At 72.9% G+C, this 24,174-nt stretch carries 21 protein-coding genes; 8 read left to right on the top strand and 13 right to left on the bottom strand.

Features of this window, described 5'->3' with window-relative positions; translation table 11 throughout:
- Positions 1-26: 26 nt before the first annotated feature.
- From EMA17_RS27860 to EMA17_RS27880, 5 genes are read right to left on the bottom strand one after another with little or no spacing between them, the layout of a single operon-like run.
- Complete coding sequence (locus EMA17_RS27860; protein WP_126639891.1) at positions 27-794, bottom strand: SDR family NAD(P)-dependent oxidoreductase; 768 nt, start codon at positions 792-794, stop codon at positions 27-29.
- A complete protein-coding gene (locus EMA17_RS27865; RefSeq protein ID WP_126639892.1) occupies positions 791-1,897 on the bottom strand; it encodes an ATP-NAD kinase family protein in 1,107 nt (368 codons plus the stop codon). The genes EMA17_RS27860 and EMA17_RS27865 overlap by 4 nt, the downstream gene beginning before the upstream one ends.
- Complete coding sequence (gene gcvPB, locus EMA17_RS27870) at positions 1,894-3,450, bottom strand: aminomethyl-transferring glycine dehydrogenase subunit GcvPB (protein WP_126639893.1); 1,557 nt, start codon at positions 3,448-3,450, stop codon at positions 1,894-1,896. The genes EMA17_RS27865 and gcvPB overlap by 4 nt, the downstream gene beginning before the upstream one ends.
- Entirely contained in the window at positions 3,450-4,784 is a 1,335-nt protein-coding gene (gcvPA, locus tag EMA17_RS27875; protein ID WP_126639894.1) for an aminomethyl-transferring glycine dehydrogenase subunit GcvPA, read from the bottom strand. Before gcvPA ends, gcvPB begins: the two co-directional genes overlap by 1 nt.
- Entirely contained in the window at positions 4,781-6,769 is a 1,989-nt protein-coding gene (locus tag EMA17_RS27880; RefSeq protein ID WP_170222253.1) for a beta-galactosidase, read from the bottom strand. Before EMA17_RS27880 ends, gcvPA begins: the two co-directional genes overlap by 4 nt.
- A 105-nt stretch (positions 6,770-6,874) precedes the next feature.
- Between EMA17_RS27880 and EMA17_RS27885 the strand changes: the two genes are divergently transcribed.
- Entirely contained in the window at positions 6,875-7,531 is a 657-nt protein-coding gene (locus tag EMA17_RS27885; RefSeq protein ID WP_126639895.1) for a GntR family transcriptional regulator, read from the top strand.
- A gap of 170 nt (positions 7,532-7,701) precedes the next feature.
- Here the strand turns inward: EMA17_RS27885 and EMA17_RS55450 are convergent, their stop codons facing one another.
- Entirely contained in the window at positions 7,702-8,634 is a 933-nt protein-coding gene (locus EMA17_RS55450) for a hypothetical protein (protein WP_126639896.1), read from the bottom strand.
- A gap of 293 nt (positions 8,635-8,927) precedes the next feature.
- On the opposite strand from EMA17_RS55450, the gene EMA17_RS27895 reads away from it, so the two are divergent.
- Together EMA17_RS27895 and EMA17_RS27900 are read left to right on the top strand one after the other, a co-directional pair.
- Positions 8,928-9,230 (top strand): hypothetical protein, encoded by a 303-nt coding sequence (locus tag EMA17_RS27895; RefSeq protein WP_126639897.1) that lies wholly within the window; start codon positions 8,928-8,930, stop codon positions 9,228-9,230.
- Positions 9,227-11,236 (top strand): outer membrane protein assembly factor BamB family protein, encoded by a 2,010-nt coding sequence (locus EMA17_RS27900; RefSeq protein ID WP_126639898.1) that lies wholly within the window; start codon positions 9,227-9,229, stop codon positions 11,234-11,236. The genes EMA17_RS27895 and EMA17_RS27900 overlap by 4 nt, the downstream gene beginning before the upstream one ends.
- A 40-nt stretch (positions 11,237-11,276) precedes the next feature.
- Here EMA17_RS27900 and EMA17_RS27905 read toward each other — a convergent pair whose 3' ends face one another.
- The 5 genes from EMA17_RS27905 to EMA17_RS27925 all read right to left on the bottom strand — a co-directional run bounded on the left by EMA17_RS27905 (position 11,277) and on the right by EMA17_RS27925 (position 17,332).
- Complete coding sequence (locus tag EMA17_RS27905) at positions 11,277-12,269, bottom strand: hypothetical protein (RefSeq protein WP_126639899.1); 993 nt, start codon at positions 12,267-12,269, stop codon at positions 11,277-11,279.
- Between the two features lie 102 nt (positions 12,270-12,371).
- The gene (locus EMA17_RS27910; protein ID WP_126639900.1) at positions 12,372-13,406 is read right to left on the bottom strand and encodes an MsnO8 family LLM class oxidoreductase; all 1,035 of its coding nucleotides are present in this window, start codon (positions 13,404-13,406) and stop codon (positions 12,372-12,374) included.
- Positions 13,407-13,667: 261 nt separating this feature from the next.
- The gene (locus tag EMA17_RS27915; RefSeq protein WP_126639901.1) at positions 13,668-14,687 is read right to left on the bottom strand and encodes an acetamidase/formamidase family protein; all 1,020 of its coding nucleotides are present in this window, start codon (positions 14,685-14,687) and stop codon (positions 13,668-13,670) included.
- Positions 14,684-16,138, bottom strand: coding sequence for an APC family permease (locus tag EMA17_RS27920; RefSeq protein ID WP_218043079.1), 1,455 nt, complete (start codon positions 16,136-16,138; stop codon positions 14,684-14,686). Before EMA17_RS27920 ends, EMA17_RS27915 begins: the two co-directional genes overlap by 4 nt.
- Positions 16,139-16,192: 54 nt before the next feature.
- Positions 16,193-17,332 carry a substrate-binding domain-containing protein gene (locus EMA17_RS27925; RefSeq protein WP_126639902.1) on the bottom strand — a complete coding sequence of 380 codons (1,140 nt, stop codon included), beginning with the start codon at positions 17,330-17,332 and terminating at the stop codon, positions 16,193-16,195.
- Between the two features lie 50 nt (positions 17,333-17,382).
- Between EMA17_RS27925 and EMA17_RS27930 the strand changes: the two genes are divergently transcribed.
- The gene (locus EMA17_RS27930) at positions 17,383-17,823 is read left to right on the top strand and encodes a MarR family winged helix-turn-helix transcriptional regulator (RefSeq protein ID WP_170222258.1); all 441 of its coding nucleotides are present in this window, start codon (positions 17,383-17,385) and stop codon (positions 17,821-17,823) included.
- Positions 17,824-17,894: 71 nt separating this feature from the next.
- On the opposite strand, the gene EMA17_RS27935 is transcribed toward EMA17_RS27930, so the two are convergent.
- Entirely contained in the window at positions 17,895-20,309 is a 2,415-nt protein-coding gene (locus tag EMA17_RS27935; RefSeq protein WP_126639903.1) for an excinuclease ABC subunit UvrA, read from the bottom strand.
- Between the two features lie 164 nt (positions 20,310-20,473).
- On the opposite strand from EMA17_RS27935, the gene EMA17_RS27940 reads away from it, so the two are divergent.
- From EMA17_RS27940 to EMA17_RS27950, 4 genes are all read left to right on the top strand, one after another.
- On the top strand, positions 20,474-21,928 hold the full coding sequence (locus tag EMA17_RS27940; RefSeq protein ID WP_126639904.1) for an acetyl-CoA acetyltransferase: 1,455 nt from the start codon (positions 20,474-20,476) through the stop codon (positions 21,926-21,928).
- Positions 21,929-22,072: 144 nt separating this feature from the next.
- The gene (locus EMA17_RS52630; RefSeq protein WP_170222254.1) at positions 22,073-22,231 is read left to right on the top strand and encodes a hypothetical protein; all 159 of its coding nucleotides are present in this window, start codon (positions 22,073-22,075) and stop codon (positions 22,229-22,231) included.
- Positions 22,232-22,321: 90 nt separating this feature from the next.
- Complete coding sequence (locus EMA17_RS27945; RefSeq protein WP_126639905.1) at positions 22,322-22,642, top strand: DUF6247 family protein; 321 nt, start codon at positions 22,322-22,324, stop codon at positions 22,640-22,642.
- On the top strand, positions 22,639-22,887 hold the full coding sequence (locus EMA17_RS27950) for a hypothetical protein (RefSeq protein WP_126639906.1): 249 nt from the start codon (positions 22,639-22,641) through the stop codon (positions 22,885-22,887). Before EMA17_RS27945 ends, EMA17_RS27950 begins: the two co-directional genes overlap by 4 nt.
- Before the next feature lie 62 nt (positions 22,888-22,949).
- Here EMA17_RS27950 and EMA17_RS27955 read toward each other — a convergent pair whose 3' ends face one another.
- Positions 22,950-24,164, bottom strand: coding sequence for an acyl-CoA dehydrogenase family protein (locus EMA17_RS27955; protein WP_126639907.1), 1,215 nt, complete (start codon positions 24,162-24,164; stop codon positions 22,950-22,952).
- Positions 24,165-24,174 lie beyond the last annotated feature (10 nt).

Below are 24,174 nucleotides of genomic sequence, written 5' to 3' on the forward strand. Positions count from 1 at the left end.
CGCCGCACTCGGCGGCGGGGCCCGGACTAGGCGAGGCCGCCGCCGTCCACGACCAGGGCGGTACCGGTGATGTAGCTCGCCGCGTCGGAGGCGAGGAACAGGACCGCGCGGGCGATCTCGTCCGGCCGGCCGGCGCGACCCATCGGGCGGTCGGCCGCGTCGGCCTCGAACGCCGCCCAGTCCTCGGACAGTTGCCGGGCCTCCTCGCGGAGCATCGGGGTGTCGGTGTCCCCGGGGTTGACCGAGTTGACCCGGATGCCCGCCGCGGCGTGGTCGATCGCCAGGGCCCGGGTCATGTTGACCACCGCGGCCTTGGACGCGCAGTAGGAGATCGCGTTGCCGCCGCCCTTGAGCCCCCAGCCGGAGCCGGTGTTGACGATGGAGCCGCCGTCGGTCATCGCGGGCACGGCGTGCTTGCACATCAGGAACACCGACCGCACGTTGACCGCCATCACGCGGTCCCACTCGTCGACGGAGGTGCCGATCGCGTCGGCGCGCCGGATGATGCCCGCGTTGTTGAACAGCACGTGCAGCCCGCCGAAGGTCTCCACCGCGGCGGCGACCACACCCACGCAGTCCGCCTCGGCGGAGACGTCGGCCTCGACCGCCACCGCCCGGCCGCCCTGCGCCGAGATCTCCTCGGCGACGCGGGTCGCGGCCGCGGCGTCGATGTCGGCGATCACCACGTCGGCGCCCTCCGCGCCGAACATCAGCGCGGTGGCGCGGCCGATGCCCGAGCCGCCGCCGGTGACGATGGCGACCTTGCCGTGCAGGGATCCAGTCATCCCGTTCATCCGACGCTCTCCTCACTAGCAGGAACAATTCGATAGGGGACACTCTCGCGATAGCCCGTGACCACCCGGACATAGCCCCCGAGTCGGGCGTCGGTGGCCGGGTCCCCGGTGTCGGCCAGGAGCGGCCGGCCGCCGAGCGCGGCGAGCTTCTCCCGGGTCGCGAGCACGGTCAGTTCGTGCACCCGGGCCAGCACCCGGGGGCTGATCTGCTGGTTGCCCCGGCCGAGTACGAAGCCCTGGCCGCCGATCACCGACACCACCGCGGCCACCTCGTGCCCGTCCACCAGGTCGAGCAGGGCCCGCTCGCTCACGTCGATCCCGATCGGCACGCCGTCGGCGACCACGTCCACCCCGAGCAGGGTGCCCTCGCTGCCCAGGGCCCGGCCCACCGCGCGTGTGGTGCTGCCGGGGCCCAGGATGTAGCGCACGCCGGGGCGCATCCGGGCGACCACCTCGCGGGCGATGCCCTCGACCGTGGTCGGCGCCGCGGTGGTGGATCCGGTCTTGCGGCCGGAGAGCCGCACCCGGGCGGCCGGCACGGTGAGTGTGCCGTAGAGCCGGGGGCTGACCCGGCCCTCGCGGTAGGCCTGCTCGTCCAGGTCCACCACCTCGGCCTCGGTGGTCGACCCGGCGAACTCGGCGGCGGCCAGGCCCGCCGCCGCCGGACCGACCGCGAAGCAGCCGGAGTAGACCTTGACCCCGGCCGGGATGCCGAGCACGGGCACGCCCGGCCCGGCGTCGAGCACGTCCCGGGCGGTGCCGTCGCCGCCCGCGAACAGCAGCACGTCCACCGCCGCGAGCGCGCGGACCGCGGCCCGGGTGTCGCCGGCCGAGGACGGCTCGCCCGGGGCGAGGGCGGCGAGTTCGGGCTCGGCGCCGCCCGCCCGCGCGGCGGCCTCCCCCATCGCGCCCGGCACGGTGACCACCGTGGCGTCCGGGCGGGCGGCGAGCAGCGCGCGCACCGCGGCCGCCGCGCGCTCGCCCGCCCGGGCGGTGGCGCCGCGGGCCAGCGCCTCGCGCTGTACCTCGGTGCCGTCGCTGCCCTTGAGCCCGGCCGCGCCGCCGAGGCCGGCGACCGGGTTCACGATCAGGCCGATTCTCACGACAGGTGCTTACGGACGTACGCCCGCCAGGTCGGCGCCCACTGCTCCGGGTCGTCCAGGCAGGTCGGGTCGATCTTGTGCACGGTCGAGTTGTACGGCGCGCCCTTGACGAACTCCGGGTCGGTACGCGCCTCCTCGGCGACGTGCGCGAGGATCGCGGCGTACTCGTCCAGGTCCTCCTTGGAGTACGACTCGGTGGGCTCCAGGGTGAACGGCTCGGGCACCAGGTACGGGTGGTGGCTGGTCCAGTAGTGCACGCCGAAGTCGGCCGCGCGCACGCCGATGTCCTCCGAGTGCACGCCGGTCTCCTCGTACAGCTCCTCCCACGAGTAGCGCACCTGCTCGAGCCGGCGCCTGCCCCACGGCGCGGACGCGCCGCGGATCTGCAGGATCTTGTGCTGGAGGTAGTTGTTGTTCAGCACCGCCGTCTCGGCGACCTGCCGCAGGCCCTCGGCACCCAGCGCCATGATCCACGCGTAGGCGCGCACCACGTTCTGGGTCACCCCCAGGTACGGCCGGACCTTGCCGATCGACTGCGGCCGGTCGGCGTCGAGGAAGTAGCGCTCGCCGTCGAACTCGACGGTGGGACCGGGCAGGAACGGCACCAGCTTCTCCGCCACACCGCTGGCGCCCGCGGCCGGCCCGCCGCACATGTGCGGGGTGGAGAAGGTCTTGTGCAGGTTGAAGTGGCACAGGTCGAACCCGGCCTCGGCGGCCCGGGTGATGCCCAGGATGCCGTTCGCGTTGGCCTGGTCGTAGCAGGCCAACCCGCCCACGCCGTGCACGAGTTCGACGAACTCGGCGATCCGCGGGTTGTAGATCCCGGTGTCCTCCGGGTTGGTGATCATCAGCGCCGCGGTGCGCGGGCCGACCGCCGCGCGCAGTGCCTCGATGTCCGGGTGGCCCTCGGCGTCCGGCATCAGGGTGATCACCTCGTACCCGGCGAGCTTGGCGCAGGCCGCGTTCGAGGGGTGCGAGAACATCGTGGTGATCACCTGGTCGCGCTGCTCGCCCTCGCCCCGGGAGGCGTGGTAGGCGCGGATCATCGCGATGTTGGTGTAGATGGCCGCCGAACCGGAGTTGGGCTGGAGGCTGACCCGGTGCAGACCGGAGATCTCCGCGAGCATGCGCTCCATGCGCCAGTAGATCTCCAGCACGCCCTGCACGCTGTCCTCGGGCTGGGCCGGGTGCAGTTCGGCGATCCGCGTGTCGCTGACGAAGCGGTCGTTGACCTTGGGGCTGTACTTCATCGTGCAGGTGCCCTGGCCGACGGCGATGTTGACGTCGACGCCCAGCGTCTCCTGGGACAGCCGTACGTAGTGGCGCAGCACGTGCAGCTGGGACATCTCCGGCAGCGCGGGCGGTGCCTGGCGGCGCACCGCGGCCGGCAGCTCGACGGCGGGCACGCCCGCCTCGGGCACCCCGATGCCGCGCCGGCCGGGGCTGGACAGCTCGAAGATGATCGGCTCGTCCCAGCGCGCCTGGTGGAACCGGCGCAGCGGCGGCTTGGCCTCGATCGGCAACTTCGCGAAGGACTCCACGGTCGCACTCATCAGCCCCGCACCTCTCGTACCGCTCGCACCAGCGTGTCGATGTCGTCCTTGGAGTGCCGCTCGGTCACGCAGACCAGCAGCGTGCCGGCGTCCAGGCGCACACCGGCGAAGATGTCGTGCGCGCGCAGCGCGGTGAGCAGCGCGTCGGCGTCGCCCACCTCGACGGCGAACTCGCGGAAGTGCACACCCTCGGGGTGCAGCACCCGCACGCCGGGTACGGCGCCGAGTTCGTCCATCGCGTAGCGGGTCCGGGCCAGGACGGTCTCGCCCAGTTCGCGCATGCCCTCCGGGCCCATCAGGGCCAGGTAGACGCCGGCGGTGATGCCCCACAGGGAGGCGGCGGTGCCGACCCATTCCTTGCCCTCCTCGCGCAGCGCGAAGGAGGTGCGGTCGTAGAAGACGTCGCCGAAGCCGTATTCGCCGGGTACCGCGGTGGGCGCGATGCCGAACAGGCGGGAGGGGAACTCGGCGACCAGGCGCGGTTCGTCCCGGGTGGCGATGTAGCCGGCGTGGCCGCCGCCGTAGCTCTGGTGCATGCCGAGCGACTGGATGTCGCCGCAGACGATGTCCGCGCCGAGCGTGGCGGGCGGGGCGAGCACGCCGAGCGCGATCGGGTCGGCGCTCACCACGAGCAACGCACCCCGGGCGTGCGCGAGTTCGGCGATCTCGGCCATCCGGGTCTCGACCACGCCGTACGCGTTGGGGTATTCCAGGTAGACCGCGGCGACGGTGTCGTCGACGGTGAACGCGGCGGCCTCGCCGGTCTCGGTGACCGGGATCATGGTGATCTCGATGTCGGGCGCGAGAAAGTCGTGCAGCTTGCTCAACTTGTCCGCGCCGATCGCGGCGGTGACCAGGACGGTGCGGCGACCGGTGTAGCGGGCGGCCATGCGCAGTGCGGTGCCCGACGCCTGGAAGCCGTCGTAGGTGGGGACGTTGACGACGTCCATTTCCAGGAGTTCGGCCATCATGCTGACGTACTCGAAGATCGCCTGGAAGCGGCCGTGGTCCTCGTACGGCTCGCCCGCGTAGGCGGTGAGGAATTCGCCGCGCGAGTTGACCTCGTCGCACACGGCGGGCACGTGGTGCGGGTAGCAGCCGCCGCCCAGGAAGCTCAGCGCCTCGGTGGTGTCGGTGTTGCGTCCCAGCAACGCGCCCATGTGCCGGACCAGTTCGTGTTCCGAGGTGATCGGCGCGGGCAGGTCGAGCGGGCGGTTCAGGCGCAACGCGGCGGGGATGTCGGCGTAGAAGTCCTCGACGGACTCGACCCCGATGGCGGCCAGCATCTCGGCCCGTACGGCCGGCTCGGCATTGGGAATATAGGGGTGGGTCACTTCTCTCCCTCGTGAGCGGTGCGCAGCACCACGGCGTCCCTGGGCCCGATCTCGATCGAGCCGTGCAGGTCGCGTCCGGTCAGCAGGTCCGTGCCGGGGGCGCGCAGGGTCAATGCCGCGGTGGTCGTGCCGTGGTTGAGCAGGAACAGGTAGTCGGCGTCGGGGCCGCTACGCAGCCCGGCCTCGACGCCGGGCGGCAGGTCGGCGACCGGGCGTACGCCGGCGCGGGCCAGCGCGTCGGTGAGTACGGGGGTGACGTCCTCCAGGGCGCAGCCGACGTAGGTGACGCGGCCCAGGCGGGTGATCGCGGGTTGTCCGGCCAGGTCGCCGTCGGCGTATTCGGCGACGGCGACGGCGCCCTCGGTACGGATCCACTCGGCCCAGCGGGTCGCGGTGCCCGAGGTGCCGTCGGCGTGGCGCACGCCCTGCTCGACACCGTCGGCCAGCGGCCAGAACTCGTCGACGCTCAGTCCGAGCAAGTCGCGCAGCGGGCCGGGGGCGCCGCCGGGGTGGATCCGGTCGGCCGCGTCGACCACGCCGCTGAACGGGCCGACGACCAGTTCGCCGGGGTAGGCGCGCAGGTTGGCCGCGCTCTCCTCGGTGCACAGGTACAGGTTGGGCGCGATCACCAGGCGGTAGTCGGACAGGTCGCGGTCGGGCGGGGTCAGGTCGACGGTGATGCCGAGCGCGTGCAGCGGTTCGTACCAGGTGCGCATCAGCCGCAGCAGCGCCAGGCGCTTGGTCGGCATCGACTCGGGGGCCTCCAGGCCCCACCACGAGTCCCAGTCCAGGACCAGTGCGACGTCGGCGCGGCCGTGGGTGCCGGCGATCTCGGCGAGCTTGCCCAGATCGCTGCCCAGGCGCAGCGTGTCCTGCCATCCTCGGGTGCGGACACCGCCGTGCGGCAGGAGTGCGGAGTGGAACTTCTCGGGACCGTAGTGGGCCTGGCGCCATTGGAAGAACATCACGCCGTCGGCGCCGTGGGCCAGCGCCTGGAGGCTGTCCAGGCGCATCTTGCCGGGCGGCTTGGGCACGTTGACCTCGCGCCAGCTGACCGCGCTCGGCGCCTGTTCGAGCAGCAGCCACGGGCGCCGCTTGAGCGAGCGCATCAGGTCGTAGCTGAGCGCGATGCCCGTGTGCGAGGTCGGGTCGGCGGGGTCGGGGTAGGCGTCGTCGCTGACGAAGTCCTCGGCGGCGGCCCACTTCCAGTAGTCCAGGCCGTGCAGGATGCTCATGAAGTTGGTGGTCACCGGGATCTCGGGGGTGACCTCGCGCAGCACGGCCTTCTCCGCCTCGAAGCACTCCAGGAGGGCGTCGGAGCAGAACCGCCGCCAGTCGAGCACCTGGGCCGGGTTGATCGGCCCCGGCGCCACGCGCGGCGGGTTGATCTGGCCGAAGTCGGTGTAGTGCTGGCCCCAGCACGAGGTGCCCCAGGCGGCGTTGAGGCCGTCGATGTCGGCGTACCGGTCGGTCAGCCACCGGCGGAAGTGCCGGGCCGACTCGTCGCAGAAGCACTCCAGCGTGTGGTCGGCGTACTCGTTGCCGATGTGCCACATCGCCAGTGCGGGGTGCCGTCCGTAACGCTCCGCCATCGCCCGGGTGAGCCGCACGACGGCCGCGCGGAAGATCGGCGAGCTGGGACAGTAGCCCTGTCGCGAACCGAATTCGAGCCGGGTGCCGTGCGCGTCGACCGGCATCACCTCGGGGTGCTCGCGCACCAGCCAGGGCGGCGGGGTGGCCGTCGCGGTGGCCAGGTCGACGGCGATGCCGTGCTCGTGCAGCAGGTCGAGGACCCGGTCCAACCAGCCGAAGTCGTACTCCCCGGCCCGGGTTTCCAGACGTGACCAGGAGAAGACCGCGACGGTCGCCATGTTCACGCCGGCCTCGACCATCAGCTTGGCGTCCTCGGCCCAGACCTCCTCCGGCCACTGCTCGGGGTTGTAGTCACCTCCGAACAGCAATCCCGGCACTCGCGTCAACCGCACGTTGATCTCCGTTCATGTATTCTGTATTCATAATTCAAGGTGGCTACGGTGTGACATGTCAAGCACCAGATATCGGCGACCATCGACACGAGGAGTAACCGACACATGGGTATCCAGCGGCGACCTCTGCGGGAGCAGATCCGCGAGGAGTTGCTTCTGCGCCTCGACAGGGGCGACTTCGCGGCGGGCAAGGACATCAACGAGGTGGTGCTCGCCGCCGAGTTGGGCGTGAGTCGCACTCCCCTGCGCGAAGCCCTGATCACCCTCGCCGGCGAAGGTGTCCTGGAGAGCAATCAGGGGCGCGGCTTCCGGTTCGCGCCGGTCAGCAGCAAGGAGTTCCGCGAGCTGTGCGAGATCGTCGCGGGCCTGGAGTCACTCGCGCTCGAGCTCTCCGACCCGGATGAACTCCGGGAGATGGCACCGGAGTTGCTGCGTCTGGCCCGGGGCTTCCCGGATCCGGTGGCGGAGCAGTCGGAGATCGAGTGGCACGACGACGAGTGGCACGACCTGCTGCTCGGCCGGTGCCCGAACGAACGACTGCTCGATCTGGTGACCAGCGTGAAGGCGGGCATGCGCCGCTACACCCACCTGATCGCCGGCGAGGACACCCTCCTGGAGCGCGAGGCCGAGGAGCACTGCCGGATCGCCGAGCACCTGCGCGCCGGCGACGTCCCGGCGGCCACGGCGGCGCTGCGCGACAACTGGATCAGCGGGATGGAGCGCATGACGAGCCGGATCCCGGCGGCCCCGGGCACGGCCTGACCGACCCCGGGCCCACCCGACGGGCCGCCCTCGGCCCCGTCGGAGCCGGCCCGCCCGGGCCGGGATCCGCGAATCCCGGCCCACCCGCACCGACGGCGTCGGGGTGCACGGATCTCCCGGCCGGACCCGTGGGCCCGGCCGGGGGATCGAGGTCGTGTGCTACCCCTCGATCACTTCTCCAGGTCCGGGCGCAGCCGCAGGGTCTGTGCCGCGGTCTCGTCCAACGTCTTGTCGTTGATTCCGTACACGACACCCACGGTGTCCGCGTCGGCCCACACGCAGGTCGGCAGCGTCTTGCCGCCGGACTTGATGGTGGTACAGCGCAACACGCCGCCCATCGAGCCGGCACCCATCTCGCGCACGGCCCCCAGGTCCGCCGACTTCTCGTCGGCGCCCTCCCGCATGCCGGCGATGATCTGGTCCATCGTCGTCATCGGCGACTGGCGCGGCGCCGGATTCGCCATCACCATGACCACCGCGCTCGGCGAACTCGCGCCCGACGCACCGTACGCCGCGACCTTGGAGCCGGGCCTCGCCCCGTCCCGGAGCGACTTCTGCGCCGGATACGCGTCGTCGCCCATCTTGTTCAGTCCACCCGCCTTGTCGGGGGTGTCCACGGTGCGCTTGGGCGCCGAGGTCGTGCTCGGCGGGCGGGTGGTGGGCAGGTCCGGCGGCACGGGCGCGGGCGAGGTGGGCCGCGTGGTCGGCGGGCCCGAGGTCAGGGACGACGAGGTGGGATTCGCCACCGGGTCCTTGTCGTCGTCGGACGAGAACGCTCCGGTGGCGCCCAGCACCGCGACGGTGCCCAGGGCGAGCACGCCCACCACGGCCCCGACGATGATCGCGACCTTGCGCTTGGGCTGCCCGGGCGGCGGCGGGCCGCCGTATCCGGGCCCGTAGCCCCACTGGCCCGGGGGCGGCGGGGCCCCGTAGGGATGGGCGCCGGGCTGCGATACCGCGTGCGGCGGGCCGGGTGGGCCGTAGGGGCCGCCGTAGGGCTGACCGGGAGGCGGTGGCGCCCCGTACGGACCGGGCGGCGGACCATAGGGCCCGCCGGGGGGCTGTTGCGGCTGCTCGCCGCCCGGCGATTGCTGAAACGACACGGATCCACTTCCCCGTTGCGACTTGCGATGCGTCGCCGACTACGGACGACGCCCGGACCACATCCTCTCCCACCACGGCACCGCCGCGATGGGGGGTCCGACGTCGATCCGACGCACGTACGGCCCGGGCGGATCCCTCGGTCGGGGCGGGTCCACCCTCGAACCGGCCCGGATTGTCGGCGGCGGGCGGCCGGGATCGGTACGGTAATCGACGCGATGTCGTGTCGGGGACGGATCGGCGACGGCCGCGACACGGGGTGAACAGGGAACGGGACACGGGGGGCACGATCGTCATGACGCAGTCATCGCCACCGCGGCGACAGGCCGCCGGACCGACGCCGACGCCGTGGGGCGCGCCGCCGGAGCCCGCTCCGGCCCGCGGGCCGGCCGCGCCGCGCAAGGTCCTGGTGGTCGTGGTCGGCGTACTCGTCACCGCCGCCTCCGCCGCGGTGATCACCTTCCTCGTGTTGTGGCTGCACAACGTGGGCCAGTCGGTCGGACACGTGGACCGCCGCGACCTCAAGGACCTGCCGGGCCCGCACGAGGTCGGCCTCGGCGCCCCGGTGATACCCGGCACTTCGGGAGCCGCCGCGTGAGCACCCCGCAGAACCCGACCGATCCGCAGGACCCGTGGGACGAGCACCGCCGTACCCGAGCGGCCTCGTCCGAACAGCCGCCGTTCGCCCCGCCGCAGCCGACCCCGGCCGAACAACCGCCGTTCGCGCCCCCGCGGCCGACACCGTCCGGCCCACCGCCGTTCGCACCGCCCGGGTCGAACACGTCGGGCCGCCCCGACTTCGCCCCGCCCCCGGCACAGGGCCGGCCGCAACCGTACGACCCGGCCCAGGGACAGGCGCAGCCCCACGGCCCGGGCCGGGCACACCCGCAGCCGCACGTCCCGCACCAGGGACAGGCACAGCCGTACGACCCCGCCCGGGGACAGGCACAACCGCACGCCCCGGCCCAGGGGCAACCGCAACCGCACGTCCCGAACCAGGGGCAACCGCAACCGCACACCCGTCCGGCGCCGTATCCCCAGTCCTCCGGCGGCGGCGGTTTCGTCGCGAACCCCAACCTGCCGCTGTACGACACCCATCCCCCGGCCGGCCCGCACACCTACCCGCCGCCGCACGGCGGCCCCGGCGGCCCCGGCGGCCCGGGTTCGCCGCCCTACGGCCCCGGCGGCCCGACGCCGACACCCCCGTCGTCCCCGATGCCGTTGCAACCGGCGCCCTCGGACCACCACTTCGTCTTCGGCCCGCCGCTCTCCCCCGACCGGGTCCGGACGCGGCGGGATCGCCCGGTCCTGCTCCGCAGCGCGCTCCTGGCCCTCGCGGTGCTCGCGGTGGCCGGCGTCGGTGCGGTCCGGCAGGCGGTCAAGGACGGCAACGACTACGCCAACTCCGGCGAACACGTCGCGGTCTCCTGGGCGTTGAAGGAGGGCCGAGACGGTCCGAAGCCCCCGGCGAGTGCGGCCAAGGACCCGCGTACCCTCGAGGGCACCTGGTTCCAGGGCGACACCGTGGTCCGCTCGGAGCGCGCCCGCGTGGTGGCGTACCGCGTCGACAGCGGAGCCACCGCCTGGGAGAAGCCGCTCCCGGGCGGCGCCTCGATGTGCGCCGCCGGCGCCGAGACCGACGGCACGATCGCGGTGATCGTCTACGGCGTCGGCACCGCCTGCGACCGCATCGCGGGCATCGACGTCACCTCCGGCACCGAGGCCTGGAGCAAGCCGCGCGCCGCCAAGGACACCCCGGCCCAGGAGCGGGTGGCCGTCTCGCGCGGCGTGGCGGTCAGCGGCGACACCGCGTTCCGGATCAGGGACGGCGCCCAGCTCTGGACCGCGAACACCGTGGCCGCCGGCTGCCGGGTCACCGGATTCCGCGGCGGCGCGGCCCTCGTCGCCAACGGACAGTGCGCCGGCGCCGACACGGTCTGGGCCCTGGACCCCGTCACCGGCAAGCCGGCCTGGACGCACACCCTGCCCAAGGGCGGTCCGCCCGGTGCCTCCCCGGTCGTGGCCACCTCACCGGTGATCGTCAACGAGCCGACCGGCTCGGGCGGCGCGACCCGACCGACGGTGCTGACCGACCGCGGCGAACCCGCGTACCCGATCGACACCGGCAACCCCCTGGTCGGCGACGCCCGCGGCACCGCCCCGCGCCTGCTCGCCGACGATCGCACCATCTACGTGCCCGGCAACAACGGCCGGTCCGTGCACGCCTCGTCCTCCCCGGGCGCCAACCAGATCATCGCGATCGACCGGGCGAGCGGCCGGGTGCGCTGGATCTCCGAGTTGCCCGCCGCGGTCAAGGTGATCGGCCTGAGCGTGGACAGCAAGGCCGCCCCGATCGCGGTCGAGCCGGACGGCGCCCTGCGCGTGTGGGTCAACGCCCGGGGCAGCAAGCCGCCGCGCCTGGTCCGCTTCGACCCGAACGACGGCCACATCACCGTCCTCGACGAATACCCGCTGCGCCTGGGCGTCTCGCTCGCGGAGGCGATGCCCAAGCCCTTCGAGCACGACGGCCGCCTGTTCCTGGTCGACGAGACCACCACCGGCCTGGGCTACCGCCTGATCACCGGCGCGCGCGGATCGTCCTGAACCCGCCGGCGGACGCGCCGGTCGACGGCCCGCGCGACCGCTAGCGGGACGCGCCCCGGGCCGGCCCCCGGCTCTGCGGCGAGCGCGACCCCCACGGTCCGCTGCGCCAGGTGATGCCGTTCCAGCGGCCGAGGCGGCGGATCTCCCACACGCTCAGCGCGGTGATGATCAGCGATCCGCCCACGCCCACCGGGAGTTTGATGTTGTCCGGCACGATGTCGGAGCCGGCGAACAGCGGGTTGTCCGTCTTGATCAGCAGGTCGGTCAGGGTGAAGGTCCAGGCCAGCCACATCGCCATCAGCGCGGGCAACATCGGGTGGCCGTCGGCCGCCGAGAACAGGTGCTGGGCCACCTGCCAGATGGCCACCACGGCGAAGCCGAACACCCAGATCCCGACGACCATGGACACCCACGACAGGACCAGCTGCACCATCGTGCCGTCGGTGCGCAGCGTATTGGTGTTGCTCCCGAGGCCGGCGCCCCTGCGGCAGCCCCAGGCCACCGCGACGCCGATCACCGGGACCACCAGGAACAGCCCGACCGAGCGGACCGGGTGGATCAACTGACGCATGGTCAGCGAGCGCAGGTGCGGCCGGGCGAAGAGCACCAGGAGGCAGCCGATCAGCACGATGCCGATGATCCCGTACACCGGCAGCAGGACCATCCGGCGCACCATCGCCGACGCCACCTCGGCCACCACCTGCGCGCCCTGGATCCGGGTCGTGGTGGCGGACTCGCCGGAGCCGTGCGTGCGCTCCTGGTAGAGCCCGCGCAGGAACACCGCCAGCACGATCATCAGCCCCAGCCACGCGCGCACCCGGTTGAGGTTGCCCATCAGTCCGTCGGGCTTGCCGATCCGGTGCGCCGGCCGCAACATCCGGTGCGCGAGCACGCCCGGGACCACCACGGAGGCGACGTTGGCGATCCACCGCCGCTCGATCTGCGCGGCGGTCTCCACCGGCGCGTGACCGGGCCCGGTCCCGGGTGTGTTCGGGTGTGGACGTACGTCCGGCTGCCGGCCGACATGGGCCATCGCTCGAAACCTCCCCGCAGAACGACCACTCGAGCCGCACCACGGTAGCAACGCCCACCATCTGCCGCCGGAGGTCCGGGCGGGCGAGGCGAATCCCCCGATTCAGCGCGTCGCGGCCGCGCCGATCCGGGGTGCGATGCCCGCGAGTTCGGCCAGGCGCCGGGCCGAGTCCACGCGGCCGGCCCGGTCGTGGGCGCTCGTGGTGACCAGGAACTCGTCCGCGTCGGTGCGGGCGAACAGGGCCGCCAGCTCCGCCGCGACGGTCTCCGCAGTGCCGGCGATCCGGTCGCGCCGCGCGGCGTCCAGGTGTTCGCGCTCGCGTGCGGTGAGCACGGCGGCGCGGACCTCCGCGGCCGGGATCAGCGGCGGGAAGGTGCCGCGGGTGCGCGAATGGGCCGCCGCCCACGCCTCGGGCAGCAGAAGGTCGTCGGCCGCCTCGGCGGTGTCCGCGACGGCGACCGTACCGGCGACCACCACGTAGGGTCGCGCCGACCACGTGGACGGCCGGAACGCGGTCCGGTAGCGCTCGATCGCGCGCAGCATGCGCTCCTCGCCGATCACCGCGGCCACCACCAACGGCACGCCCGCCGCGGCCGCGTGATCCGCGCCCGCCCCGGTGGCCAGCACGAACGGCGCCGGACGCAGCCCTTCGGCGGGGCGCGCGTGGACGCCCGGGTGTGCGTCCTGGGTGCCCAGGAAGTAGCCGAGCAGTTCGGCCAGCCGCTCCGGGAAGTCCTCCGCCGCGTCCTTGCCCCGCCCCAGCGCCGCGCGGATCCCGTCGGTGAAGCCCACGGAGCGCCCCAGGCCCATGTCGATCCGCCCCGGGTACAGCGCCTCCAGCACCCCGAACTGCTCCGCCACCACCAGCGGTCGGTGGTTGGGCAACATCACCCCGCCGGTGCCGACCCGGATCCGCTCGGTCGCCGCCGCCACCGCCGCGGCCAGCACGGTCGGCGCCGACCCGGCGACCCCCGGCACGCTGTGATGCTCCGCGACCCAGAAGCGGTGATACCCCAACCGCTCCACCTCCCGGGCGAACGCCACCGCGTGCCGCAGCGCCGAGGCGGGGTGCTCGCCGCGAAGCGTCAACGATCGATCGAGGACGGAGAACCGGACCTGCGGCGAAAACACGTTCACACGAGTGGCAACACGTCGCCGCCCGAGGAATTCCCGACCGGCGCGGACTTCCACGTGTCGGCCGGAAGCCGGAGGCTCCCGCCTGCCTGGGACATCCCCGGGCCCCGGGGGACGCGCGTCGGCGGACGCGATTCGCCCGGGGATGTCCCCTCCCCACCCGGCGCGGGGGCGGCACGCCGCCGGGTGCCGGGACCGTGGCCTCTCCGGTCCCGGAGTCGATGTCGCGGCGCTCCCCCGAGGTGCCGGAGCCGCGACCCGGCCTCAGCGCTCCCGCAGGTACGCCCCCGCCACCGCGCGCAGGTGGTCGTGCCGCCCCTCGTAGGCCCGCTGCCGACCCAGCGTCGCCTTCGGGAGTTTGGCCACCATCGTGTAGTTCGTGTCGCACACGTTGGCGGCCGGGGCCAGACCGGCCTGGCTGACCAGCTGGTAGGCGTCGAGCAGGTCCAGGTCCAGCAGGCTCGCCGTCCAGTCGACCAGGTCGCGCTGGCTGATCCGGTAGGCGTCCTCCAGCGGGCGGGCCGAGCCGGTCGTCATCAGGTAGGCGTCGTTCTCCAGGCGCGGCGACACCGGTGCGCCGCCCTTGATCAGGTCGACCACGATCACCGTGCGCATCGCGGCCTCCACCGCCGTCCCGCACACCTCCCCCTCGCCCTGCCGGGCGTGGCCGTCGCCGATCGAGAGCATGCCGCCCGCGACGTTGACGCCGAAGTACGCGGTGGTGCCCGCGCGCATCTCGGGGGTGTCCATGTTGCCGCCGTGCGGCCCCGGGGTGATCGACATCAGCGTCTCGCCACCGGCCGGCGCCACCCCGACGGTGCCGTGCATCGGATCCAGCGGCAGTTCGACCGAGAAGTCGCTCTTGCGGGCCCGGAAGCGGCAGACGCCCGCCTCGACGTCCAGGTCGTACACCCAGACCCGTTCCTCCAGCGGCGCGTGCAGCATCGCCGTGGTGTGCGTCGCGGTCAGCGCGCCGAAGTGCGGGAAGGTGCTGGAGATGCCCCAGTCCCGGGCGGGCGAGATGTCCACGAAGTGCACCGCGAGGGTGTCCCCGACCTCGGCGCCCTCGACCGCGATCGGGCCGGTGACGGGATTGAGGTAGGGGAACTCGCAGACCGCGCTGGGCAGATCGTCGAAGCCCTTGACGTTGCCGCCGAAACAGTCCTCGGTGGACAACTCGACGATGGTGCCGGGACGCACCGTCACCAGCGGCCGGCGACCGCCGAAGGTGTAGGCGTACTGGTGGTAGGTCGGCCGTAGCGAGACGACTTCGAGCAGGGTCATACGGGTTCCTCGATCGGATCGATGGCGGAGATCTTGGGCCGGCGGCCCGCCAGGACCAGACCGGAGAGCAGGGCAAGGCCGATCGCGAACCAGATCGTGCCCAGGCGCTGCGCGTCGTCGTCGGCCTTGTAGACGACGTACGCCAGAATCGCGAAGCCGATCGAGGGCGCGATCAGGTGTCGCCAGTAGTCGCGGCTCTTGTGCCGGACGAGATAGTGCACGACCACCGAGACGTGCAGGACGAGGAAGGTGGTCAGCGCGCCGATGTTGACCAGGCTGCTCAGCTTGGTGATGCCGTCGTCGCGGGTGCTGGTGTACAGGCCGAGCGCGAGCGAGACGGCGGCGGTGAGCAGCGTGGCGTTGACCGGCACCCGGTGTTTGGGGTGCACCTTGGCCAGGATGGACGGCAGTTGCCGGTCGCGGGCCATCGCGTAGAGCAGGCGCGAGGTGGCCGCCTGGGCGACCAGCGAGTTGGCGAAGCCCCAGGCGACCGCGGTGGCCACGGCGGTGAGCTTGGCCAGCCAGCCGCCGGCCGCGACCCGCGCCGCGTCGTAGAACGCGGTGCCGTCCGGGTCGCCGTTGGCGATCAGCGCCTTGGGGTCCTCCACGAGGAGCGAGGCCACCCAGGTCTGCACGATGAACAGGGTGCCGGCGAGCAGCAGCGCGGCGACCATCGAGCGGCCGATGGCCTTGGCGGAGTCCTTGTTCTCCTCGGACAACATGGAGATGCCGTCGAAGCCGAGGAAGCTCAGCGCCGCGATCGAGACGGCGCCGAAGGCCAGGCTCCAGGAGAAGGTGTCGCCGTTGTACAGCGGGGTGAAGTCGAAGCCCCGGCCCTTGCCGTCCATCAGCGCGACCACGCCGACGACCACGAACAGCAGCAGCACGATCAACTCGCCGATCAGCATGATCTTGTTGACCTTGGCGGTCATCTCCACGCCCAGGTAGTTCACCGCCGTGTTCAGCACGACGAAGCCGACCACCCACATCCACACCGGGATCGAGCCGACCAGCGAGTTCATCGCCACGGCGGCGATCAGGTAGAGCAGGCCGGGCACGAGGATGTAGTCGAGCAGGATCATCCAGCCGGCCAGGAAGCCCACGGGGGCGGCGATGCCGCGACCGGCGTAGGAGTACACGGATCCGGCCATCGGGAATGCCTGGGACATCTGCGCGTAGGACAGCGCGGTGAACATCATCGCGACCATGCCGATGATGTACGTGAGCGCGACCATGCCGCCGGAGCCCTGGAACACGCCGCCGAAGATGCCGAACGGCGCGATCGGGACCATGAAGACCAGGCCGTAGACGAGCAGGTCGCGAAAACTCAGCGAACGGCGGAGCTCTTGCTTGTAGCCGTACTTCTCGATCGACTCGGGTCCACCGGTCGGGTCGGGTCTGCCGGTGGACCCGGGTCTCGCGGCGGATTCGGGCGCGGGGACTTCGCTCATGATGATCTCTCCTCGGGATGACCCCGAGGGGTCTCGGAGAGACCCTAGATCCAGTTATTTCCAAATGGAAGTACTTTCGCGGCGCGGAAGCACGGCGAAATCCAGTCCCTCCGCCCGCGCGAGGAACACCTGTCGACGCGGCGGGCCGAGCGGCGACCGCGCCCAGGCCGCGCGGGTGCCCTCCGGGTCCCCGTCGAGCAGGCGATGCACCGCCGCCGCCAACCCGTTGGGGCCCAGCGCGTTCCACGACGCGAGCGCCGCGACCAGGTGCAGCCCGTCGTACAGCCCCTCCGCGTAGGCGTCCAGAACCGGTGCCTCCGGCCCGAACAGCGCCCGGTGCCGCTCGGCCAGCCCCAGCCGGCGATCGTCGGTCTGCGACGCGAACGACTGCATCACCGCGTACATCCCGCCGGTGTCGTCGCCGCCGTAGGCCAACAGGCCGTTCTCCTCCAGGGACCCGGAAAGCCGCACCAGGATCCGGTCCAGACCGGCGTGCCGCAGCGCCCGGTTGAAGTCCACCAGGTCCCGCCCGATCAGACTGAGCAGCAGCGCGTCGGCCCCGGTCGTCCGCAGCCCCGCGAACAACTCGTCCAGCCCCTCGCGCACCGCGCCGAAGGCGACCCGCCGCTCGTACACCACACTGCTGCGCGCCTCGGCGATCAGCCGGGCCGCCGCCCGGTGCGTGGCCTGCGGCCAGATGTAGTCGTTGCCGATCAACGCCCAACGGCGCAGCCGATGTTGCCGGGTCAGCCAACCGATCGACTCGCGCAGCTGCCGCATCGGGTCGACCCCGGTGCACACCACGCCGGGCAGCCGGCGACCACCCTCGTGCGGCGGGGTGAAGATGTACGGCACGCGTCCGGTCACCACCGCCTCGATCGCGCGGTGCACGTCGCTGGTGTGGAAGCCGACCAATACCTCCACCGCCCCGGCGTCGGCGAGCCGGCGGACCTGCGCGGCGACCTCGGCGGGTGGGACGCCCGCGTCCACCAGCACCAGCTCGAGCCGGCGGTCGCGCACCCCGCAGGCGGAGTTGATCTCGTGCGCCGCGAGCAGCGCGGCGTCCACGGCGGAGGGGCCGATGATGCCGAGCGCACCGGACTGGGGCACCACGAGGCCCACTCGAAGCACCTGGGGATTCCGATCGGAATACAGCGCGTCGAGCGGCTCGATCAGGACTGTCTCGACGCTCATCAGGCGAGTAAGTATGCTCCTGAGAACGGTCCGGTGAAGGGGTGATCAGCATGTCCGCCGGCGAACTCGCCGAACGCGCCGTCGCTCCACCGCTTCTGGTCGAGGCGCTGACCGTCGCACAGCGCCGACTCACCCGCACGCTGACCGTCGCGCTGACCGAGGAGGACTGCACCCTCGACCAGTGGCTGGTGTTGCGCGCCCTGGGCGACGGCAAGGGGCGATCGATGGGCGAACTGGCCCGGGCCCTGGTGATCCCGCAGGCCACGCTGACCCGGATCGTGGACGCCTTGGTGGACGGCGGCCACATCTACCGCCGCCAGTCCGGGGCCGACCGCCGCCGGATCACGGTCCACCTGTCCCGGCGCGGTACGGACCGACTCGCTCGGCTGAACGCGCTGGCCGAGGCACACGAGGCGGCCGTGCGCGCGGCGTGCGCGAGCGAGGACCCGGCGGCCCTGCTGGCGTTCCTGGCCGGCCCCGACACCGCCTGACCGAACCGGGGTCGAGCCGCCGCCCCGGGACGAGCCGGGAGCGCGCCGGCGTCCGGCCGAAACCGACCCCGTCATCCCCCGCCGAGAAAACGCGCGGTCACCCCCACCCCCCGCGCCGCCACGTCCCCCGGCACGCCGCTCGCCACGATCCGCCCGCCGTGCACGCCGCCGCCCGGTCCCAGGTCGATCAACCAGTCGGCGCCGGCGATCACGTCCAGGTCGTGCTCGACCACCACCACCGTGTTGCCCGCGTCGACCAGACCGTGCAACAGGCGCGTCAACGACTCCACGTCCGCCGGATGCAGACCCGCCGTCGGCTCGTCCAGGACGTAGAGCGTGTGGCCGCGCCGGGCCCGCTGCAACTCGCTCGCCAGCTTGATCCGCTGCGCCTCGCCGCCGGAGAGCTCGGTCGCGGGTTGGCCCAGGCGCAGATAGCCCAGGCCCACCTCGCGCAGCGTGGTCAGACTGCGCGCGACGGCGGGCACGTCGGCCAGGAACCCGGCCGCGTCGTCCACGGTCAGCCCGAGCACGTCCGCCACGTTCAGCCCGCGATAGGCGACCTCGAGGGTGGCCGGGTCGTACCGGGCGCCGTGGCAGGTCGGACAAGGCGCGTACGTGCCCGGCAGAAACAACAACTCGACCGCGACGAAGCCCTCCCCCGCACAGGTCTCGCAGCGCCCCTCGGCCACGTTGAACGAGAACCGGCTCGCGGTCCACCCGCGCGCCCGGGCCGCCTCCGTCTCCGCGAACAACCGGCGTACGGTGTCGAACAGCCCGGTGTAGGTGGCCAGGTTCGACCGCGGCGTGCGACCGATCGGCTTCTGGTCCACCCGCACCAGTCGGTCGATCGCCGCCAGTCCCTCGACCGCGCGCACCTCGCCCGACACCGGCCCGCCGTCCTCGTCCGGCTCGGCCCCGGTGCCCAGGTGCGCCGCCGTCACCTCGGCCAGCACCCCGCCGACCAGGCTGGACTTGCCCGACCCCGACACCCCGGTGACCACGGTGAACACGCCCAGCGGGAACGCCACGTCCAGATCGCGCAGATTGTGCAGGGTGACCCCGGTCAACGTCAGCCACGCGCCGACCGGCCTCGGCGCGCGCACCGGCGGCGGGCCGGCCGGGAACAGGAAGCGGCGCGTCGCCGAGTCGGCCACCTCGCGCAGCCCCGCCGGCGGACCGCTGTACAGGATCCGGCCGCCGCCCTCGCCCGCGCCCGGACCCACGTCCACCAGCCACCCGGCCCGGCGCGCGACGGCCATGCGATGCTCCACCACGAACAGCGAGTTCCCGGCCGCCCGCAGCCGGTCGAGCACCACGAGCAGTGCCTCGGTGTCGGCCGCGTGCAACCCGGCCGACGGCTCGTCGAGCACGTACACCACCCCGAACAACCCCGACCGCAACTGGGTGGCCAGGCGCAGCCGCTGCAGCTCGCCCGAGGACAACGTCGGCGTCTCGCGCGCCATGCCCAGATAGCCCAGCCCCAACTCGACCAGCACCGCGATCCGCGCCACCAGGTCCGCGCGGATCGTCGCGGCCGCCTCCCCGTCCGGCTTCGCCTCGGCCAGCACCCGGGCCGCCTCGGTCAACGGCAACGCGACGAGCGCGGCGATGTCGTACCCGGCGAACGTCACCGCCAGCGAGGCCGGCCGCAACCGCCGACCGTGGCAGATCGGACACGGCCCGCCGCGCAGGAAACGCTCCACCCGCTTGCGCTGCGTCGCGCTCTTCGAGGTCGCGAACGTCTTGAGCACGATCCGCCGGGCGCTGCTGTAGGTGCCCTGGTAGTCGCGCTGGATCCGGCTCGCGTCGCGCACCGGGTGCACGGTGACCACCGGTTGGTCGTCGGTGAACAGGATCCAGTCCCGCTCGGCCTTCGGCAGCTCGCGCCACGGCCGGTCCACGTCGTAGCCGAGCGTGACCAGGATGTCCCGCAGATTCTTCCCGTACCACGCGCCCGGCCACGCGGCGATCGCCCCGTCCCGGATCGACAGGTCCGGATCCGGGACCAGCGACGCCTCGTCGACGTCGTGCACCCGCCCGAGCCCGTGACAGTTCGGACAGGCCCCGGCGGCGGTGTTGGGGGAGAACGCGTCCGAGTCCAACCTCGGCGCGCCCGGCGGATACGTTCCCGCGCGGGAGAACAACATCCGCAGCGAGTTCGACAACGTGGTCAGTGTGCCCACCGTCGACCGCGACGTCGGCGCGGACCGTTGTTGCCGCAGGGCGATGGCCGGCGGCAATCCGTCGATCCCGTCCACGTGCGGCGCGCCGACCTGCTGGATCAACCGGCGCGCGTAGGGCGCGATCGACTCGAAGTAGCGCCGCTGCGCCTCCGCGTACAGCGTGCCGAACGCGAGCGAGGACTTGCCCGACCCGGACACCCCGGTGAACACCACGAACGTGTCGCGCGGGATGTCCACGTCCACGTCCCGCAGATTGTGCTCCCGTGCCCCACGCACCCGTACGAACGGATCGTGCTCGCTCATCCACCCGCTCCTCGCCGCACCGCTCCTGGCCACACCCACCGGAAGGTTGTCGTATGCCCGCGCCGGCGAACGGCCGAACCGGTCGGGCCGGGCCGCTGGTGATCGTTCGGGTTCGCCGCTAGCGTCGGCGCGCGCCGGGTGGCGGCGCGTGTGAGGGGGCGTCGATGGGGTTGCACGGGATCGATCCGCGCACGCCGGTGCTGGTCGGAGTCGGGGTGGCGGATCAGCGCCTGGCCGAGGCGGGGGCCGGGGTGGGCGAATTGGAGTTGATGGCGCGGGCCGTCGAGGACGCGGCCGAGGGGCTCGGCGGGCTGCTCGGGGCGGTGCGGCGGATCCTGGTGCCGCGCGGGACCTGGCGGCACGGCGACCCGGGTCGGTGGCTGGCCGAGCGTTTGGGGCTCGTCGACGCGCACAGCACGTTGGCCGAACTGGGCGTCCTGCAACAGTCGTTGCTCACCCGCGCGAGCACCGACATCGCGGCCGGCCGGGTCGACGCGGTCCTGGTGGTGGGCGGCGAGGCGGCGCATCGGCGGCTGCGTGCCCGGATCGCCGGGGTCGAGTTGACGGATCCGGTCGCGGACGGGGTGCCGGACACGGTGTGGGCGCCGGGCGCGGACATCCTGGCCCGGGTCGAGATCGATCGCCATCTGGCGGTGCCGGCCCGGCAGTACGCGGTCCTGGAGTCGGCGATCGGCGCCGCGCGCGGGGTGTCGCCGGCGCGGGACGCCCGGGAGATCGCGGCGCTGTGCGCGGAGTTCGCCGCCGTCGCCGCCGAGGGCGGGCGGTCGATCCGCGGTCGCACGGTGTCCGAGGACGAGTTGCTGGCCCCGGTCGGGCGGAACGCATGGTTGGCGAGCCCCTATACCAAGTGGCACTGCTCGCAGATGAACGTCGACCAGGCCGCCGCGCTGGTGCTGTGCTCGGTGGAGACGGCGCGGCGGTTCGGCGTCCCGCGCGAGCGGTGGGTGTTCCCGACGGTGGCGGCGGAGTCGAACACGATGGTGCCGCTGGTGGCCCGGCCGGACCCGGCCCGCTCGCCGGGCTTCGCGGCGGTCGGCGCGGCGCTCGGGCCCGGGGCGGCCGACGCGGCGCATGTGGACCTGTACAGCTGTTTCCCGGCGGCGGTCCGGATCCAGCGGCACGAGTTGGGCCTGACCGGGCGCGCCGATCGGGAGTTGACCACGACCGGCGGGATGGCCTTCGCGGGCGGTCCGCTCAACACGTACGCGCTGCACGCCACCGTCGAGGTGGCCCGACGGGTGCGCGAGGGCGGGGACGGCCTGGTCACCAGCGTGTCGGGCATGGTGACCAAGCAGGCCGGGGCGCTGTGGTCGACGCGCCCCGCTCCCGGCGGCTTTCGCGCGGTGGACGTGAGCGCCGAGTTGCCCGCCCACCCGGTGGACCCGGACTACGCGGGCCCGGCGCGGGTGGTGGGCTGCACGGTGGCCTTCGACGGGGGCGAACCGGCGGTGGCGATCGCGGTCGTCGAGGGCGAGGGCGGCGGCGGGGTGCGCTCGGTGGCCTCCTCGACCGACGCGGCCGTCCTGGCGTCGATGCGCGCGGACGCGTGGGTCGGCCGGGCGGTGCGGGTGACCGGGGCGGCGTTCGAGCCCGCGTAGGGCCGGCCGGTGGTGGCGGGTGTCGGTCGTGCGGTCGGGGCGGCGGCGTCCGGGTGTTCGCCGTGCCGGGAGATGGGATCGGTCGTGGCGGGTATCCGGGTGGCGACGTCGCGACCGCGACGCGCTACCTGCTTGGAGGTCGCCGTGACCGACCCGTGGCCCGATCCGCTGCCCCCGGTGCCGCCGATGCCCCTCCCCCACCCGCTGCCCGAACCCGGCCCGGAGCCCCTGCCGCCCGATCCGGGCACACCTCCGCCCCCGGACAAGCCGGAACCGGCCCCCGAGCCGGGCCCGGCGTCCTGAACCGGCGCACGGGCCACGCTTCGCCGGGCGTACGGCCGATCGTCGCGCGCCTGCTGTCGGCCGACCCGGCGGAGCCGGCACGCTGAGGGCATGGACACGACGATCCCCGAACCACGCACGCCGGACCTGGTGATCCGGGTCGGGGGTGCCCGCTGGCCGTCGCCGGCCGAGATCCGAGCCGAGTTGCCCGAGGACGTACGCGCCGAGTTCGAGCGGGAGTTCGCCGCCGCCCTCGCCCACGCCCACGACACCGGGCAACTGGCCCTGCTCGCCGATCTCCTCGCCGGGTGGCAGCGGCACCTGATCCTGCGCCGCACCGGCGACTACGAACGTGTCCTCGAACGGGCCGCCCGGCTGCACGCGGGCGAGGAACTGGAAACGGTGCCCGCCGCCGAGACCAGGCGCACATGAGCTACCTCGTGGTGTACGACGCGCCCGCCGCCCGGCAGAAGGCGGGCCTGCCACAGCCCGCGGTCGCCGCGCTCAACGACCTGGAGAGTGCGCTGGAGCGTGACCCGTGGAGCGTCGGGGGCCGGATGCACAGCGGTCTCAAGACCATGCGCGAAGTCGCGTTCGGAGCCTTCGGTTTCATCACCTTCGTGATCGAGGACAACCGCGTCCGCGTCAGCGTGATGAACGTGGTCTGGACCGGCTGAGCCCGGGGGCGCCGCCCCGACGCCCCGCCCGACGACGCGGCGCGGGGCCGCCGCGACGCGGGTCAGCGAATCGGCACCTCCGCCAACGTGCGGGCGATGACCAGGCGTTGGATCTCGCTGGTGCCCTCGAAGACGGTGTAGATGGCGCTGTCGCGGTGCATGCGCTCGACCGGGTATTCGCGGGTGTAGCCGTTGCCGCCAAGGATCTGCATCGCGGCCGCGGTCACCCACTTGGCGGTCTCGCCCGCGTACAGCTTCGACATCGAGCCCTCGGCCGCGGTGAACGGCTGTTTCGTCGCGGCCATCCACGAGGCGCGCCAGGTGAGCAGGCGGGCCGCGTCGATCCGGGTGCGCATGTCGGCGATGGTGAACGCGACGCCCTGGTTGTCGATGATGGGCCGGCCGAACTGCTCGCGGACCTGGGCGTATTCCAGCGCCACCTCGTATGCGGCGCGCGCGATGCCCACGGCCTGGGCCGCGACCGCCGGGCGCGACGACTCGAAGGTGGCCATCGCCGCGTTCGAGCGCGCGGAGGTGCCGGACCTGGCCCGCGCGATCCGCTCGTCCAGCTTGTCCTTGCCGCCGAGCAGGCAGTCGCCGGGCACCCGGACGTTGTCCAGGATCACCTCGGCGGTGTGCGACGCGCGGATCCCGTGCTTCTTGAACTTCTGTCCCTGGGACAGCCCCGGCGTGTTCGGCGGGATCACGAAGCTGGCCTGGCCCCGCGAGCCGAGCGCGGGGTCGGTGGTGGCGACCACGACGTGCACGTGTGCGATACCGCCGTTGGTGGCCCAGGTCTTGACCCCGTTGAGGATCCAGTCGCCGGTCGCCTCGTCGTAGTCGGCCCGGGTGCGCATCGAGGAGACGTCGGAGCCGGCGTTCGGCTCGGACGAGCAGAACGCGGCGACGCGGACGTTGTCGGGAGTACCGAACAACTCGGGTGCCCAGGTGATGATCTGCTCCTGGGTGCCGTTGGCCACCAGGCCCGCCGCGGCGAGCGCGGTACCGGACAGCGCGAGGCCCAACCCGGCGTCGCCCCAGAACAGTTCCTCCATGATCAGCGGAATGCTCAGGCCGCTGGGGTCGAAGGCCTGGGTGCTGAAGAAGTCCAGCGAGTAGAGTCCGATCTTGGCCGCCTCCTGGATGATCGGCCAGGGGGTCTCCTCGCGCTCGTCCCACTCGGCGGCGGCCGGCCGCATGGTCTCCGCGGCGAAGGTGTGCACCCAGTCGCGGATGGTGGTCTGGTCCTCGTTCAGGGCGAGGCTGAAGGCGGTCATGGGTGGCGGG

The organism is Embleya hyalina, from assembly GCF_003967355.1.
Lineage (GTDB): Bacteria > Actinomycetota > Actinomycetes > Streptomycetales > Streptomycetaceae > Embleya > Embleya hyalina.

Excerpts from the sequence above, each read along its gene's own strand:
- EMA17_RS27935 (WP_126639903.1), bottom strand. The coding sequence starts at position 20,309 with ATGAGCGAGCACGATCCGTTCGTACGGGTGCGTGGGGCACGGGAGCAC.
- EMA17_RS27930 (WP_170222258.1), top strand. The coding sequence starts at position 17,383 with ATGTCCGCCGGCGAACTCGCCGAACGCGCCGTCGCTCCACCGCTTCTG.
- EMA17_RS27885 (WP_126639895.1), top strand. The coding sequence starts at position 6,875 with ATGGGTATCCAGCGGCGACCTCTGCGGGAGCAGATCCGCGAGGAGTTG.
- EMA17_RS27860 (WP_126639891.1), bottom strand. The coding sequence starts at position 794 with ATGAACGGGATGACTGGATCCCTGCACGGCAAGGTCGCCATCGTCACC.
- EMA17_RS27945 (WP_126639905.1), top strand. The coding sequence starts at position 22,322 with ATGGACACGACGATCCCCGAACCACGCACGCCGGACCTGGTGATCCGG.
- EMA17_RS27950 (WP_126639906.1), top strand. The coding sequence starts at position 22,639 with ATGAGCTACCTCGTGGTGTACGACGCGCCCGCCGCCCGGCAGAAGGCG.
- EMA17_RS27920 (WP_218043079.1), bottom strand. The coding sequence starts at position 16,138 with ATGAGCGAAGTCCCCGCGCCCGAATCCGCCGCGAGACCCGGGTCCACC.
- gcvPB (WP_126639893.1), bottom strand. The coding sequence starts at position 3,450 with ATGAGTGCGACCGTGGAGTCCTTCGCGAAGTTGCCGATCGAGGCCAAG.
- EMA17_RS27955 (WP_126639907.1), bottom strand. The coding sequence starts at position 24,164 with ATGACCGCCTTCAGCCTCGCCCTGAACGAGGACCAGACCACCATCCGC.
- EMA17_RS27940 (WP_126639904.1), top strand. The coding sequence starts at position 20,474 with ATGGGGTTGCACGGGATCGATCCGCGCACGCCGGTGCTGGTCGGAGTC.
- EMA17_RS27925 (WP_126639902.1), bottom strand. The coding sequence starts at position 17,332 with ATGAGCGTCGAGACAGTCCTGATCGAGCCGCTCGACGCGCTGTATTCC.
- EMA17_RS27915 (WP_126639901.1), bottom strand. The coding sequence starts at position 14,687 with ATGACCCTGCTCGAAGTCGTCTCGCTACGGCCGACCTACCACCAGTAC.
- EMA17_RS27905 (WP_126639899.1), bottom strand. The coding sequence starts at position 12,269 with ATGGCCCATGTCGGCCGGCAGCCGGACGTACGTCCACACCCGAACACA.
- EMA17_RS27895 (WP_126639897.1), top strand. The coding sequence starts at position 8,928 with ATGACGCAGTCATCGCCACCGCGGCGACAGGCCGCCGGACCGACGCCG.